15 protein-coding genes are annotated in these 14,843 nt (G+C 66.6%); 13 read left to right on the forward strand and 2 right to left on the reverse strand.

Features of this window, described 5'->3' with window-relative positions; genetic code table 11:
* Positions 1-236 precede the first annotated feature (236 nt).
* From VGV07_RS10905 to VGV07_RS10940, 8 genes are all read left to right on the forward strand, one after another.
* On the forward strand, positions 237-692 hold the full coding sequence (locus VGV07_RS10905) for a hypothetical protein (RefSeq protein ID WP_326868710.1): 456 nt from the start codon (positions 237-239) through the stop codon (positions 690-692).
* Positions 689-2,149, forward strand: a complete 1,461-nt coding sequence (locus VGV07_RS10910) for a hypothetical protein (protein WP_326868711.1) — start codon at positions 689-691, stop codon at positions 2,147-2,149. Before VGV07_RS10905 ends, VGV07_RS10910 begins: the two co-directional genes overlap by 4 nt.
* Positions 2,146-2,832: an ABC transporter ATP-binding protein gene (locus tag VGV07_RS10915; protein ID WP_326868712.1), complete on the forward strand. Its 687-nt coding sequence runs from the start codon at positions 2,146-2,148 to the stop codon at positions 2,830-2,832. Before VGV07_RS10910 ends, VGV07_RS10915 begins: the two co-directional genes overlap by 4 nt.
* Positions 2,829-4,028, forward strand: coding sequence for an ABC transporter permease (locus tag VGV07_RS10920; protein WP_326868713.1), 1,200 nt, complete (start codon positions 2,829-2,831; stop codon positions 4,026-4,028). Before VGV07_RS10915 ends, VGV07_RS10920 begins: the two co-directional genes overlap by 4 nt.
* Positions 4,029-4,379: 351 nt before the next feature.
* On the forward strand, positions 4,380-5,207 hold the full coding sequence (locus tag VGV07_RS10925; RefSeq protein WP_326868714.1) for an ABC transporter substrate-binding protein: 828 nt from the start codon (positions 4,380-4,382) through the stop codon (positions 5,205-5,207).
* Positions 5,204-6,040 carry an amino acid ABC transporter permease gene (locus VGV07_RS10930; protein ID WP_326868715.1) on the forward strand — a complete coding sequence of 279 codons (837 nt, stop codon included), beginning with the start codon at positions 5,204-5,206 and terminating at the stop codon, positions 6,038-6,040. The genes VGV07_RS10925 and VGV07_RS10930 overlap by 4 nt, the downstream gene beginning before the upstream one ends.
* Entirely contained in the window at positions 6,037-6,792 is a 756-nt protein-coding gene (locus tag VGV07_RS10935; protein WP_326868716.1) for an amino acid ABC transporter ATP-binding protein, read from the forward strand. The genes VGV07_RS10930 and VGV07_RS10935 overlap by 4 nt, the downstream gene beginning before the upstream one ends.
* Before the next feature lie 144 nt (positions 6,793-6,936).
* A complete protein-coding gene (locus VGV07_RS10940) occupies positions 6,937-7,239 on the forward strand; it encodes a GIY-YIG nuclease family protein (protein ID WP_326868717.1) in 303 nt (100 codons plus the stop codon).
* 142 nt (positions 7,240-7,381) lie between these two features.
* On the opposite strand, the gene VGV07_RS10945 is transcribed toward VGV07_RS10940, so the two are convergent.
* Positions 7,382-8,545, reverse strand: coding sequence for a M20 aminoacylase family protein (locus VGV07_RS10945; RefSeq protein ID WP_326868718.1), 1,164 nt, complete (start codon positions 8,543-8,545; stop codon positions 7,382-7,384).
* Positions 8,546-8,603: 58 nt separating this feature from the next.
* Here VGV07_RS10945 and VGV07_RS10950 point away from each other — a divergent pair, with 58 nt between their 5' ends.
* Complete coding sequence (locus VGV07_RS10950) at positions 8,604-9,218, forward strand: hypothetical protein (RefSeq protein WP_326868719.1); 615 nt, start codon at positions 8,604-8,606, stop codon at positions 9,216-9,218.
* 389 nt (positions 9,219-9,607) lie between these two features.
* Here the strand turns inward: VGV07_RS10950 and VGV07_RS10955 are convergent, their stop codons facing one another.
* Positions 9,608-10,615, reverse strand: coding sequence for a LacI family DNA-binding transcriptional regulator (locus VGV07_RS10955; RefSeq protein WP_326868720.1), 1,008 nt, complete (start codon positions 10,613-10,615; stop codon positions 9,608-9,610).
* Between the two features lie 197 nt (positions 10,616-10,812).
* On the opposite strand from VGV07_RS10955, the gene VGV07_RS10960 reads away from it, so the two are divergent.
* The 4 genes from VGV07_RS10960 to VGV07_RS10975 all read left to right on the forward strand — a co-directional run.
* The gene (locus VGV07_RS10960) at positions 10,813-12,147 is read left to right on the forward strand and encodes an alpha-L-fucosidase (protein WP_414649935.1); all 1,335 of its coding nucleotides are present in this window, start codon (positions 10,813-10,815) and stop codon (positions 12,145-12,147) included.
* Between the two features lie 5 nt (positions 12,148-12,152).
* Entirely contained in the window at positions 12,153-12,959 is an 807-nt protein-coding gene (locus VGV07_RS10965; RefSeq protein ID WP_326868722.1) for a DUF4037 domain-containing protein, read from the forward strand.
* 90 nt (positions 12,960-13,049) lie between these two features.
* Entirely contained in the window at positions 13,050-14,264 is a 1,215-nt protein-coding gene (locus VGV07_RS10970) for a sugar ABC transporter substrate-binding protein (RefSeq protein ID WP_326868723.1), read from the forward strand.
* 144 nt (positions 14,265-14,408) lie between these two features.
* A partial coding sequence (locus VGV07_RS10975) for a sugar ABC transporter permease (protein ID WP_326868724.1) occupies positions 14,409-14,843 on the forward strand: 435 nt, incomplete at its 3' end.

Here is a 14,843-nt window from a genome sequence, read left to right on the forward strand (position 1 = left end):
GGTCGCTTCGCTCCCAAGCTGCGCTTGCCTCCCCCGTCAAGGGGGAGGTGGGCATCGAGTTTGTGGTGCGATCCAGCCAGAACCACTGGACGGCACCCTCCCCTTGACGGGGAGGGATGGGGTGGGGTGCGCCGCACGCTCGATGCTCACTGATGGCGCCAAGTCGCAGCCCGGCACTAACACCCGCCCAACACCTCATCTCGTATCCCGTCGCACACCCAAGACGGAGACCCAATATGCGTACCCTGATCCTCCCCCTCCTCCTCGTCACCCTCACCGCCCCCGCCCTCGCCCAAGCCCCCGCTGACAATGACGATGCGGCGCTCGCCTACGCCCAGTGCATGCGCGACAACGGCTATGCCGAGTTCCCTGACCCGACCCCTGGCGAGGGCATGCGGTTCCTCATTACCCCAGGCAGGGCCGCGCGCTTCGAGAAGGCCTCAACCGCCTGCCGCGACGTTGCCCCGGAGGGCCTCCGCGACGAAGGCGTCACGCCCGAGCAACTCGAGGGCCTGCTCAAACTCGCCCAGTGCGTGCGCGACAATGGCGTGCCGAGCTTCCCCGATCCCACCGCCGATGGGCGCTTCGATGCAGGCAGGATCGGCGCCGGGCCGGACGATCCCAGGCTCAAGGCAGCAATGGGCGTCTGCAGCGAACTGAGCCGCGGCGCCCGGATCATGATCGGCGGATGATCGTGCTCCGCACCATGCTCGCCGGCGGCATCGCCGCCGGGGCCATCGCGATCGCGGGGTTCCAGTGGTTGCAGCCGGCGGCTCCAGCGGCTGCGCCCACGCGGCTCGTCGTCGCGACGGCCGAAATCACCCGCGGCCGTCTTGTCGACACCAGGACGATAGCCGGCACGTTGGGATACTCCGAACTCACCGCACTGCGGCCGAGCTTTTCCGGCAGCACCGCAATGGTCACCGGGCTCGCGCCGGTAGGCGCAACGATCGAGCGGGGCGAGCCGCTCTACGGGCTCGACGGCCAGCCGGCGATCCTGTTCTACGGCACCGTGCCGCAGCATCGGACGCTCCGCTTCGATGCCGATATCCCAGTCTGGGTCGAGCTCGAACAGAGCGAGGCTGCCGTTGCAGCCGCCGAGCTGACGCTGGAGCTCGAAACCCAGCGGCTGGCCGATGCCGAAGCCCGCCGCAGCGACCTGAGCGCCCGGCTCGCCGATGCCACGGCCGCTACCCCGGTCCTGCCCGAGTTCACCGGGCTTGCCACCGCCGTCAGCGTCGCCAGCGCCAGGCTCAAACGGGTTGAGGAGCTCGCGGCGGCCGAGCTGGCGCCTGCCGCAGAGATCGCCGCCGCCCGGGCCGAGCTCGCCACTGCCCGCGCTGGGCTCGATGCCGCCATCCGCAGCCTCAGGCGCGATCTCGCCGCCGCCGGGCTCGATGCTGTCGCCGCCCGCGTCGCCATCGCCGACGCCGCCGCAAAGCGCGATACGCTCCGCGACACCCGCAATGCGCTCAGCGCCCGCGCCGGTGACAATGCCGATGTCGGGCAACTGGCCGAGAACCTCGGGGCACTCGGCTATACCGGTCCGCTCAGCCAGCAGGTCCGCGACTGGCAGCGGGCGTCAGGTCTTCCCGCTACCGGCATCGTCGCGCTCAGCCAGCTGGTGATCGCTGGGGGGCCGGTGCATGTCGCAACGCACGCGGCCAGTATCGGCGAAACCCTGGTCGCCGCCTCGGCCGAACGCGGCTCCATCCTCGACTACACCAGCACCGAAAAGCTGGTGACGGTACCGCTCGCGGTCGCCGACCGGGGGCTGGCGGCGGTCGGCCGCCCCGTCACCGTCACCCTGCCCGACGATCGCGATGTCGTCGGCGAAATCTCCGAGGTCGGCTCGGTGGTGCAGGATGGCAATATCGAGGTGACCGTCGAAATCGCCGACCAGGCCGCCCTCGCTGGGCTCGAAGTCGCCTCGGTCGATGTCGAGTTCACCAGCGACAGCCGCGACGATGTGCTTTCGGTGCCCATCACGGCCTTGCTCGCCCGCCCCGAGGGCGGTTTCGCCGTCGAGGTGATCGGCGATGGCGGGACAGCGCTGGTGCCGATCGACACCGGCCTGTTCGCCGCCGGACGGGTCGAGATCTCGGGCGCTGGCGTTGCCGAGGGCCTGAGCGTCAGCGTGCCCGGATGAGCCCCTCGATCGTTTCACTCAAGCGCGTCTCGCGCCGGTTTGTCGGCGACATCTTCGCGCTGCGTGAGGTCAGCCTCGAAATCGCCCGCGGCGAGCTCGTCGCCATTGTCGGGCCCTCCGGCTCGGGCAAATCCACCATGCTCAACATTATCGGCACGCTCGACCGCGCCAGCTCCGGCACCGTCGAAATCGATGGGCTCAAGCTCGCCGAACTCAACGACGATGACCTCTCGGCGCTTCGCGCCCACCGCATCGGCTTCGTCTTCCAGCATTTCCACCTGTCGCCGGGTGTCTCGGCACTCGACAATGTCGCCGACGGCTTGCTCTATACCGGCACGGGCCTGCGCCAACGGCGCGAGCGGGCTGAAGCCGCCCTGCGTGACGTCGGCCTCGGACACCGGCTCGACCACCGGCCACACCAGCTGTCGGGCGGCGAAAAGCAGCGCACCGCCATTGCCCGGGCCCTGGCCCGCCGGCCGTTGCTGCTGCTGGCCGACGAACCCACCGGAGCGCTCGACAGCAGCTCGGGCGAAGGCGTGGTGCAACTGCTGCTCGGGCTCCATCGCCAGGGCACCGCCGTGGTGGTGATCACGCATGATCGCGATCTCGCCGCCCGCTTCGACCGCCAGGCGACCATGCGCGACGGGCAACTGGTCGCGGATACGCGGCGGGAGGCGGCATGAGCGGGCTGCAACCGGCAAGACTGCTGGCTGTCGATATCGTCCGCCTCGCCGCCTATGGCTTAACGGCCCGGCCGCTGCGCGTCGTCCTCTCTGCACTCGGCATCGCCATCGGCATCGCCGCCATGCTTGCGGTGGTCGGCATTTCCACCTCGAGCCGGGCCCAGCTCAACCAGTTGCTGACAGAGCTCGGCACCAATCTGTTGAGCGCCAGCCCCGGCACCTCGCTGTTCGGCGATGCCGCGACCATGCCACCCGAGTCCGTCGCCATGCTCGGCCGGATTCCCGAGGTCGAGACAGTGAGCGCCATCGGCGTCTTGGCCGATACGCGGATCTATCGCTCCAGCCGCATCCCCGCGAGCCAGTCGGGCGGCCTCGCCGTCTACGCGGCGCGGCTCGACCTGATGGAGACGCTGAGCGCCAGCGTTGCCGCCGGTTCCTGGCTCAACGCCGCCACCTCGACCTACCCCGCCGTGGTGCTCGGCGCCCGGGCCGCTGCCCGGCTTGGCATCGGCCGTGGGCTGATCGGCCAGCAAGTCTGGCTCGGCGGTCGCTGGTTCACCGTGGTCGGCATTCTTGCCCCGGTCTCGCTGGTGCCGATGCTCGACCTCTCGGCGCTGATCGGCTGGCCGGCCGGCGAGCGCTATCTCGATTTCGAGGGCGATATCACCACGCTCTACGTCCGCACCGACTCCGACGCCGTCGAAACCGTCCGTACGCTCCTCGCCGCCACCGCCAACCCCGAGGCGCCCAACGAGGTCGATGTCTCAAGCCCCTCCGATGCGCTCGCCGCCGAGGCCGCGGCCGACATCGCCTTCACCGGCCTGTTGCTCGGCCTCGGCGCCGTGGCGCTGCTGGTCGGTGGCATCGGCGTCGCCAACACCATGGTGATCTCGGTATTGGAACGGCGCGCCGACATCGGCCTCCGCCGCTCGCAGGGCGCCACGCGCGGCCATATCCGGCTGCAGTTTTTCGGCGAAGCGCTGCTGCTCGCCCTGCTTGGCGGCGGCAGCGGCGTGCTGATCGGCGCGCTGGTCACCATCGGCTATGCCCGGCTGCAGGGCTGGCCGGTCGACATCCCCGCCTGGGTGCCCATCGGCGGCATGGCGGCAACACTGCTGATCGGCGGTGTTGCGGGGCTGTACCCAGCGATCCGCGCCGCGCGGCTGGCACCGACCGAGGCGCTGAGCGTGGGGTGAAGTGCATGAAGCGCCGGCCTCTCCATGATCCTCCCCCGCGTGGCGGGGGAGGGGGACCGCCCGAAGGGTGGTGGAGGGGGGAGCAAGAGTCGACTGTGGGTTTGGCCGCCCCCTCCACCAGCTTCGCTGGTCCCCCTCCCCCGCCCCGCGGGGGAGGATCACCGCACCACCAGTTCCCACCAACCCCACTCCACTCCCCCCAACCCATTGCGACAGCAACGAACTTTCCCGCCGTTCCGAATCTCTGCAATTCTATGGCTGGCGTCGCGCCGGATTGTCGGTAAATTCCCCCGCGGGGCTTGGTGGACGGGGCATTTCAGCTGGCCGCCGGGCGGAAACACGAGAGTGAAGATGGCTCACAAGCACAATATGCTGACTGTTGCGCTGCTGGCCGTGATGGCGATGGTCGTCACGCCGGTGCTGGCGCAGGAAAAGACTCCCAACGATCCGCGGCTGTTCACGCCCGGCAAGCTCACCGTCTCGACCTCCGAGCCGAGCTATCCGCCATGGGTGCTCGATAACAATCCGGAAGCTGGCGAAGGCTTCGAGGCCGCGCTGGTTTACGCGCTCGCCGCTGAGCTCGGCTTCAAGAAGGAAGACGTGGTCTGGGTCGATGTGACCTTCGACGGCGCCATCGCGCCGGGCCCGAAGGCCTATGATTTCTCGATCCAGCAGATCTCGGTGACCCCGGATCGCGCCAAGGTCGCGACCTTCTCCGATGTCTACTACCAGTCCGACAAGGCGGTGATCGCGCTCCCGGCCTCAACGGTGGCCAGCGCCAAGAGCTTCGCCGAGCTCAAGGCGGCCAAGTGGGGCGTTGCCGTCGGCACCACCGATTTCGATTACGTGACGAACGTCCTCGGCGTTGCCGATGCCGCCGTGTTCGACGACCAGGCGGGTGTGTTCCAGGCGCTCCAGGGTGGCCAGATCGACGCCACCGTCGCGGCACTGCCGACGGCGCTCTATGCCACGTGCTGTCAGGTGCCCGAGGCCAAGATCACCGCGATCCTGCCCAAGGATCCAAAGGACGAAGGCCTCGGCCTGCTCTTCGCCTACGAAAACCCGATCGTGCCATGGATCAACGAAGGCCTCGCCGCGCTCAAGTCCAAAGGCACCATCGACGAGTTGGCCAAGAAGTACCTGATCGCCGATCCGAGCATTCCCGAGATCACGCAATGACACGACGACCCGGCAAAGGACGCCGGCAGATCGCTCTCAAGGACCGGCTCGCGCCGGTCCTTATTAGTTTGGTCAGCGTCGTGGTGGTGTTCGGCGCCATCGCCTGGTTCGTCGGCTCGGCCGAGCAATGGCCGCGCATCCAGAACCAGTTCTTCTCCATCGATGCGATGCTCGAAGCAGCGCCGGGCGTGGCCCGCGGCTTCCTCGTTTCGCTGCAGATCTGGCTGATCAGCCTCGTCTGCATCGGCATCTGGGCGCTGGTGCTGGCGATTTTCCGCGCCATGGGCGGCCCCTGGTTCGCGCCCCTGCGGGTGTTCGCCATCGTCTATGTCGATCTGTTCCGCGGCCTGCCGGCGCTGCTGCTGGTGCTGCTGTTCGGCTTCGGCATTCCGGCGCTCAACCTGCCGGGCCTCCCCAAGGAAGGACTGTTCTGGGGCGGCGTGGCGTTGATCCTCTCCTATTCGGCCTATGCCACCGAGGTCTATCGCTCCGGCATCGAGGCCGTGCATGAGGGCCAGGGCATGGCCGCCAAGGCGCTCGGCCTCACCCAGTGGCAGACCCTGCGCTACGCCATCCTGCCGCAGGCTTTGCGCAACGTGGTGCCGGCCATGCTGAACCTCGTCGTCGCGCTGCAGAAGGATGTGGCTTTGCTCTCGGTGCTCGGCGTCCGCGACGCGGTGCGCGAGGCGCAGATCTACACCGCCCGCACCTTCAACTATTCCTCGCTCGTTGTCGCCGCGATCCTGTTCCTGCTCGCCACCATTCCCCTGGCGCGCCTGACCGATCACCTCGCCCGCCGCGACCGCCAGCGTCGCCTGCAAGGTGCCAAATGAACCGCATCGAAATCGAACAGCTCACCAAGTTCTATGGCGAGCGCCAGGTGCTGGACGCGGTCGATCTCTCGATCGCGCCGCACGAGGTGGTGTGCCTGATCGGCGCTTCCGGCTCCGGCAAATCCACCCTGCTCCGCTGCATCAACGGCCTCACCGAGTTCGACGAAGGCACCGTCAGGCTCGACGGGGTCGATATCTACGACGAGAGCTTTGGCCGCACCGGCCTCTACAAGCGTGTCGGCATCGTCTTCCAGGCCTACAATCTCTTCCCGCACATGAGCGTCCTGGAGAACATCACCCTGGCGCCGATCCGGGTGCATGGCCGCGATCGCCGCGAGGCCGAGGCGGCGGGGCTGAAGCTGCTCGAACTGTTCGGGCTCGGCCAGTATGCCAAAGCCTACCCCGAGCAGCTCTCGGGCGGCCAGCAGCAGCGCGTCGCCATTGTCCGCTCGCTCGCCACCGAACCCGACGTGCTGCTGCTCGACGAAGTGACGGCGGCGCTCGACCCCGAACTGATCGGCGACGTGCTGAAGATCATCCGCGATCTCAAATCGAGTGGCATGACCATGGTAATCGTCACCCACGAAATGGGCTTCGCCCGCGACGTCGCCGATCGCGTCTGCTTCCTCGACGGCGGCCGCATCGTCGAACAGGGCAACCCGCACCAGCTGTTCTCGAAGCCGGAAAACCCGCGGACGCAGAAGTTCCTGGAGCGGATTATTGCGGCTGGGCGGTTGGAGGCGACGGCCTGAGGGTGTGGCGTTGGGCCAAGCCTCAATCGCGCCCACCCACCGGCTGTCATCCCTGCGAAAGCAGGGACCCATCTATCGGCTGGTGCGGGCGGTGAGTTGGGTCCCTGCTTTCGCAGGGATGACACCGAGTTGGAGGCACTCAGGGTGCACAACATCTACTTCGTGTACCTCCTCGCATCTCGGCGCAACGGGACACTCTATGCCGGCGTCACCAGCGACCTGATGCGCCGTGTCGCAGAACACCGCGAACACCTCGCGGCAGGGTTCACGAGCAAGTACGACGTGACGCGGCTTGTGTGGTTCGAGCCGCACGACTCGATCGAGGCAGCGATCACCCGGCAAAAGCAGATCAAGAAGTGGAAGCGCGCCTGGAAGATCGGGCTTTTCCGGGAGTTGAATCCAGACTGGGACGATCTGTTTCCCGCACTGGGCAAAGGTATCTGGTAGACACACCTCGACCACACACCGGCTGTCATCCCTGCGAAAGCAGGGACCCATCTGTCAGCTGGTGCGGGGGGTGAGTTGGGTCCCTGCTTTCGGAGGGATGACACCGAGTTTTGCGCGAGCGTTGTGGTTCGACCGCCGGCCCCTACCCATTCGCCGCCAGATAATCCTCCACCAGCGCCACCCAATACTTCGCCGCCGGCGCAATCACCGCGTCGTTGAAATCATATTTCGGGCTGTGCAGATCCGCGCTCGCCCCATTGCCGACGAACAGATAGCTCCCCTTCTGCCGCTGCAGCATGAAGGCAAAGTCCTCGCTCACCAGCAGTGGCTTCAGCGCACCGACCTTCGCTTCGCCGAAATGCTTTATCGCCGTCTGCCGGGCGAACGCAGTCTCGTCATGATGGTTGAACAGCGCCGGAAAGCCTGGCGGATGCACCACCTCCGCCACCGCGCCAAAACTCGCTGCCTGCGCCTCGGCCAGCACCTTGATCCGTTCGCGGATCCGGTCGCGCACCGCCTCGGTGAAGGCACGGGTGTTGAGCTGCAGCTCGACACTGTCGGGAATGACGTTGGGCATCGAGCCGCCATGCATCATCCCTACGGTGATCACCGCCGTTTCCAGCGGGTCGATACTGCGTGAGACGATCGATTGCAGCGCCAGCACCAGCGACGAGGCCGCGACGATCGGGTCCACCGCCTCGTGCGGCATGGCGCCGTGGCCGCCCTTGCCCTTGATGGTGATGATGATCCAGTCGACCGCCGCCATGGCCGGCCCGTCGATGAAGCGGAACTCGCCTTCGGGCACACCCGGCCAGTTGTGCATGCCGAACAGCGCATCGACCGGGAAGCGCTCGAACAGCCCGTCCTCGATCATCTCTACCGCGCCGCCCACCTCCTCGGCCGGCTGGAAGATCAGCCGCAACGTGCCGGAGAAGTTGCGCGTCTCGGCCAGTTGTTTCGCCGCGGCGAGGAGAATGGTGGTGTGCCCGTCATGGCCACAGGCATGCATCACGCCGGGCGTGCCGCTGGCATAGGGTAACCCCGTCGCCTCGCTGATCGGCAGCGCATCCATATCGGCGCGGAGCCCGATCACGCGCTCCCCTGCCCCGGCCCTGAGTGTCGCCACCACGCCGGCGCCGCCGATGCCGGTTTCGACCTCATAGCCCCAGCCGGTGAGCAGTTCGGCGACCAGCGCGCTGGTGGCGAATTCCTCGCGGCTCAGCTCCGGCGCGGCATGCAGCCGGCGGCGCAGGGCGATGAAATCGGCAATGTCGTTGGGGGCGGAAGCGGGCGGAGTGACTTTCATGGCGAGCGCCTGTATCGCAGACTTCCGACCCCGATTGAACAGGCCTTGTCGAAGCGCCATGCCCCACCCCCTGCTCGATCTGCTGACCGGCGCCGCCGAGGGGCGCTTTCCGCCTGTCGATGGCGGCGTCACCGTGCTGCCGCCGCTGGCGGGTGGCTGGGAATGCTCGGTGGCCTTCACCGGCCACGCCGTCATTGCCACGGCGCGCCCGGCCGACGAAGTGCTGCGCCAGGGCCCGGACGGCTTCGGTGGCTCGCTGGCGCCGGATTTCCTGCGCTGGCTGGCCGGCCCCCAGGGCTTTATCGGCGTGATCGACGCCATGCTCTATGCCCGCGGCACCGGCCGCTCGAGCCTGCCGCTGCGCACCGACGCCGACGATCATCCGCGCGTGCAGTATGCCCGGCAGTATCGCTCCGACGTCAAAGTCTATGGCGATGAGCGTGGCCTCATCACTATCGGCGCCGGCCTCGCCGGGCGGCGCGAACTGAGCGTCGAGGCCGACACCCACAATCGCGGGCACGGCACGTCGCTGATCAGGGAAGCAATCGGCCTCGTCCCCGAAGGCGAGCTGCTGTTCGCCGCCGTCTCCCCCGGCAACGCCCGCTCGCTGCGGGCTTTCCTCAGCCTGGGCTTCACCCCGATCGGCAGCGAGGCGCTGATCCGGCCGGCTTGAAACGCACTGGCGGTGCCCCATCGTCCCCTCTCCCCTTCTAGGGGGCGCAATAGCGCCCCCGGGGGGAGAGGGCCAGGGTGAGGTGCGCCAAGCACACCGTGGTTGCCGATGTTCCCCTCGCCCCTGAGGGGAGAGGGCAGTGGAGCTAGGACCGAAGGTCCGTAGCGGAACTGGGTAAGGGGTTCAGCGTCTCAGCGAGCGCGAGTGGCGCGGCCTCACCCCTCAACCGGCTTTCGGCCACCTTCTCCCCTGAGGGGAGAAGGGAAGAGGGGACCTGCTCCGGCTAGGCGCGTTTGGCGCCCCTCACCCCGCGATGACGCCTTCGGCCTCATCGCCGCCCTCTCCCAGAGGGGCGAGGGGGCGCTAGGGGTACCGCCGGTGTTATCCCCTCAAACCCGCCGGCAAGAATTCCCCGGCACGAACTTCGGGGCCAGCACGAAATCCTGCGCCGGCTCCGCCGCGGCATCCGGGCTGGTGATCCGCTGCAGCAGCCGCCGCGCGATGATACCGCCGAGCTTGAGGGTGTCCTGCACCACCATGGTGATGCGCGGGGTGATGACATTGCTCCACTGCACGTCGTCGATCATGCAGAGCGAAATGTCGCCCGGGCAGTTGAAGCCCAGTTCCTGCATGGCCTGCAGCGCCGCCAGCGCCACCGCATTGTTGGCGCCGAGAATGGCGGTGGGGCGCTCGGGCTGGATCAACAACCGCATCGCCGCCTCGTAGCCGGCCGAGCGGGTGAACTGGCCATCGACCACATAGTTGGGGTTCACCTCCACCCCGGCGCTGGCCATGGTCTCGACGAAGCCGCGATGCCGCTCCGAGGCGGTGTGCATGTGCTGCGGGCCGGCGATGAAGGCGATGCGCCGGTGCCCGAGCTGCAGCAGGTGCTCGGTCAGCATGGCGCCGGCGAGATAATTGTCCGAGCCGACGAAATCACGCTCGATGCCGGCAACCTTCTGGTCGAAGCAGACCATCGGCACCTTCAGGCTCTCGACGAAGCGCACATAGTCCGGCCCGAAGCTCGACGGAGCCAGCGCCAGCCCCGCGATCTTCAGCCCGATCAGGTGCTCGACCAGCGCCTGCTCACGCTCGGGCTTGCCCGAGGAATCGGTGATGAGCACGAAATGCTCGTGCTCGAGCGCGTAGTTTTCGAGCTCGCGGCGAATATCACCGAAGAAGGGGTTGCCGACATTGCCGACCACGAGGCCGATCATCCTGGAGCGGCCACGCGCCAGGCTCTGCGCCAGCGGGTCGGCGACATAGCCCACCGCCGCCACGGCGCTGCGGATCTTTTCCAGCGTCTTGCTGCTCACCCGGCCCGGATTGCTCAGCGCCAGCGACACGGTCGAAACCGAGACGTCGGCGAGCCTGGCAACGTCGCGAATGGTAGCCATCAGTCTGTTCTCGAACCGCTTCTATGTAATGAGGGAGCTGTGTCGATGTGATGCTCGGTGGGCAATTCTGCTGCAATACCTAGCAGTTGCAGGGTTCCACGCAACTGAAATCCACTTGATAGCCCCGTTCCAGATTCCGCCTTGACTCATCGCACGGTCGCCATCAGGATGAAAATCGAACCGGTTCGATAACCGGAATGGAGGATAGATTGGATAGCGCACTCACCGTCAGCGGTGGCCTCGACTCGTCGGCGGGCAAGGCCTGGTTCAGCAATGACCGCTTCGGCATGTTCATTCACTTCGGCCTTTACGCCCTCGCCGCGCGCCACGAATGGGTGCAGCACCGCGAGGAAATCTCGCCCGAGGCCTATGCCAAGTATTTCGAGAATTTCGACCCCGACCTCTACGACCCCAGGGAGTGGGCGCGCCGGGCGCGCGAGGCCGGGATGAAATATGTGGTGCTGACCGCCAAGCACCACGAAGGTTTCTGCCTGTGGGATAGCAAGTTCACCGACTACAAGGCGACCAACACCCCCTACGGCAAGGACCTGCTGAAGCCTTATGTCGAGGCGTTCCGCGCCGAGGGGCTGAAGGTCGGCTTCTATTATTCGCTGATCGACTGGCACCATCAGCAATTCCCCATCGACGGCATCCATCCGCTGCGCAACCACCCCGATGCGCTGGAGATGAACAAGAGCCGCGATGTCAAAAAGTACGCCGAGTACATGCATAACCAGGTGCGCGAGCTGCTCACCGGGTTCGGCGATATCTCGGTGATCTGGTTCGATTTCAGCTACCCCAAGCGCGAGTACAAGGGCATGCCCGGCAAGGGCCGCGCCGACTGGCAGTCCGAGGAACTGATCGGGCTGGTGCGTGAATTGCAGCCCAACATCATCGTCGGCGACCGGCTGGACCTGCCCACCGACGGCAACTTCCCCAAGGATCTCGCCACCCCCGAGCAGTATACGCCGCGCGTCGCGCCCACCATCAACGGCAAGCCGGTGCGCTGGGAAGTCTGCCACACCTTCTCGGGCTCATGGGGCTACCACCGCGACGAGAACACCTGGAAGGATGCAGGCCAGCTGATCAACATCCTGATCGATACCGTGGCGCTCGGCGGCAACCTGTTGATGAATGTCGGGCCCACGGCCCGCGGCACCTTCGACAAACGCGCCGTCACTGCGCTCGAAACCTATGGCGAGTGGCTGCGCGTCAACGGCCGCTCGATCTACGGCGCCGGGCCCTCCGAATACCAGGCGCCGGCCGGCACCCGCTTCACCCAGAAGGGCAACCGGCTCTACCTCCACCTCCAGACCTGGCCGTTCCGCCACGTCCACATCCCGGGGCTGGGGCGCAAGGTGAAGTATGCGCAGTTCCTGCATGACGCGAGCGAGATCCACTGGCTCGACCCCGATGCCGAGGTCGATTCCAACATCGGCGTCGCTGTCGGCGACGGCATGCTGACGCTCGAACTGCCGGTGCTAAAGCCCGACGTGGTGACTCCCGTCGTCGAGCTGATCCTGAGGGATTGACGATCTTGCCGGTAGCATTGGCTGACGCGATGGCCCCCGAGGCCGAACTGATCACGGTGATGGCTCCGCTCATCGCCGACCTTGCCGAGGACGGCGCCGGCGCGGTTGCGCTCGCCGGGTCGCGCGGCAAGGGCCGGTCAGACCGGCAGTCGGACTACGACTTCCGCGTCTACGCCCATGCCTACCGGCAAGACCTGAAGCAGACCGGGCAATGGAACCGCTTCGAGGCGGCCATGGCCGCCTGGCAATCGCAGGGCATCCGCATGGATGGGGTGTGGATGCGCAGCTATGCCGGCGTCGAGAGCGATCTGGGCGCCTGGCTCGGCGGCACCGCCATCCCCAAGAGCTTCGAGTGGACCATCTGGGGCTACCACCTGCCGACCGATCTTTCGACCCAGCAGATCGTCAGCGACCCGGAAGGCCGGCTGGCGAACTGGAAGGGGCAACTGGCCCGCTATCCGGAGCCGCTGCGTAACGCGGTGATCAAGCAGTATCGCGACATCCTGCGCTACTGGGCGGCCGACTATCACTACGAGAGCAAGGTCGACCGGCGCGATCTGGTTTTCCTTGTCGGCATCACCGGCAAACTGGCGAACGCTATCCTGCAGGTCGTGTTCGCGCTCAACCGTGCCTATTACCCGGGCGATGGCTGGAACCTGCCGATGGCGGCAGAGCTGCCACTGCTGCCGCCCGATTTCACCTCCCGCATGGCGGCGATCCTGGTGCCGGGGCGCGACCCCGACGCCTTCCACCGCCAGCGCGCCGAACTCATCGCCATGATCGCCGATCTGGAGGTGCTGATCGCGGCCTGACGGCCGTGGTGACGCCGGAGCCGAGGAACTCCGGAAGACCAAAACAAACGAAGACCCAACGACTACGACCTGTGATTGAGGAGACACATCGTGAAGTTTACGCACGCTTTGGCGGCCCTGGCGCTCGCCGGCACCGCCATCCTGTCCACCGCCAGCTACGCCCAGGAGCAGGTCAACCTGACCTGGCAGATGTGGGGTGACGAAAAAGACACCCCGCTGTTCCAGAGCCTCGCGGACCTCGTGACGGCTGAATACCCCAACATCAAGGTGACGCCGCAATTCTCCGGCTGGACCGATTATTGGACCCGCCTGCCGGTCCTGGCTTCGTCCGGCCAGATCGCCGACCTCGTCGCCATGCAGTCGATGCGCATGCCGAGCTTTTATGGCGTGCTCGAGCCGCTCGACCCGTTCATCGCTGCCGACAATTTCGACAAGTCGGCGTTTGAAGCCTCGATCATTTCCGGCCTCTCGGCCGATGGCGTGCAATACGCCCTGCCCTACGACGTCGGCCCCTGGCTGATGTTCTACAACCGCGACAAGTTCGCAGAGGCCGGTATCGCCGAACCCAAGCCCGACTGGACCTTCGACGAGTTCAAGGCCGCCGCCGAAAAGCTCACCAGCGGCGACAATTACGGCTATGCCGTGCAGGCCTTCGATTTCGTCGCCCAGCCGATCGCGCTGGGGGCCGAATATTTCAACGACGGCAACCAGTTCGATCTGACCAATGCCGGCTATGAAGCCGCGGTCAGCAAGCTCGTCGATCTCGTCGCCGTGGCCAAGGCCTCGCCGGTCTTTGCCTCGGGCGCCGGCGCCCAGACCGGCAGCGGCCGCTTTGCCGCCGGCAACGCCGCCATGGTGATCGATGGCCCCTGGTCGCTGCTCACCACCCAGGCCTCGGTCGGCTTCAAGGTCGGCGTCGCCCCGCTGCCGCGCGGCGAAGGCCCGTCGCGCTACATCACCGCCGGCTCGGGCTGGGGCATCTCGGCCGCCAGCCAGCACAAGGATGAAGCGTTCAAGGCGCTGAAGGTGCTGACCGGTCCCAAGGCGGCGGAGATCCTCGCTTCGGCCGGCCGCGCGCTGCCCGGCCGCCTTGCCGAGCAGAAGTTCTGGTACGACGTCGCCGCCAAGGATATCGCCGGCGCCCGCGAGACGCTGCAATACTCCTTCGACCACTCGACCCCGTTCCGCCTCAACGAAAGCTGGAACGAGTTCGAGAACCTGCTCACCCAGTATCTCCCACTGGCGCTCAACGGCGACAACACCACGGACGCGGTGCTGGCCGATATCCAGAGCCAGCTGCCGTAAGTCCCGGCGCCCGGCCGGTCCCGAATCCGGCCGGACGTCCCTCAAAGCGCTTTCAGGAAAAGTTGCAGACTTTTCCGGTTCGAAAGCGCGGCAAAGCAGGCATGCACCGGCGCTCTCGAGAGCGCCGAAGGGGAGGAGGTGCCCATGACGCTTATCCAGGATACCGCGGTCGCGACCAGCGCCCCGGCCGCCCGCCCGCGACGGCGCAGCGGACGACACGACGGCCGCACGGCCTTCTTCTTTCTCTTGCCCAGTCTCCTGGGTGTGATCCTCTTCCTGGTACTGCCGATCATCGCTTCGCTGGTGCTGAGCTTCACCAACTGGAAGCTGCTCGGCAAACCCGCCTTTGTCGGCGTCCAGAACTACGTGCGGCTGTTCACCGCCGATCCGCAGTTCTGGACCGTCCTGCGCAACACGCTGTTCTTCACCGTCGAATACCTGGTGCTGAACATCATCATCTCGGTGGGGCTCGCGACCTGGATCGCCAGCCTCAAGCGAGGGCAACGGTGGTTCCGGGTGGTGTTTTTCCTCCCCACATTTACACCCGGAATCGCCGTCGCCATCGTCTGGATGCTGATC

Source organism: Devosia sp. (genome assembly GCF_035944845.1).
GTDB lineage: Bacteria > Pseudomonadota > Alphaproteobacteria > Rhizobiales > Devosiaceae > Devosia_A.

Coding starts and splice junctions, on each gene's coding strand:
- VGV07_RS10925 (WP_326868714.1), top strand. CDS start 4,380: ATGGCTCACAAGCACAATATGCTGACTGTTGCGCTGCTGGCCGTGATG.
- VGV07_RS10935 (WP_326868716.1), top strand. CDS start 6,037: ATGAACCGCATCGAAATCGAACAGCTCACCAAGTTCTATGGCGAGCGC.
- VGV07_RS10910 (WP_326868711.1), top strand. CDS start 689: ATGATCGTGCTCCGCACCATGCTCGCCGGCGGCATCGCCGCCGGGGCC.
- VGV07_RS10950 (WP_326868719.1), top strand. CDS start 8,604: ATGCCCCACCCCCTGCTCGATCTGCTGACCGGCGCCGCCGAGGGGCGC.
- VGV07_RS10915 (WP_326868712.1), top strand. CDS start 2,146: ATGAGCCCCTCGATCGTTTCACTCAAGCGCGTCTCGCGCCGGTTTGTC.
- VGV07_RS10955 (WP_326868720.1), bottom strand. CDS start 10,615: ATGGCTACCATTCGCGACGTTGCCAGGCTCGCCGACGTCTCGGTTTCG.
- VGV07_RS10930 (WP_326868715.1), top strand. CDS start 5,204: ATGACACGACGACCCGGCAAAGGACGCCGGCAGATCGCTCTCAAGGAC.
- VGV07_RS10960 (WP_414649935.1), top strand. CDS start 10,813: ATGGAGGATAGATTGGATAGCGCACTCACCGTCAGCGGTGGCCTCGAC.
- VGV07_RS10945 (WP_326868718.1), bottom strand. CDS start 8,545: ATGAAAGTCACTCCGCCCGCTTCCGCCCCCAACGACATTGCCGATTTC.
- VGV07_RS10920 (WP_326868713.1), top strand. CDS start 2,829: ATGAGCGGGCTGCAACCGGCAAGACTGCTGGCTGTCGATATCGTCCGC.
- VGV07_RS10905 (WP_326868710.1), top strand. CDS start 237: ATGCGTACCCTGATCCTCCCCCTCCTCCTCGTCACCCTCACCGCCCCC.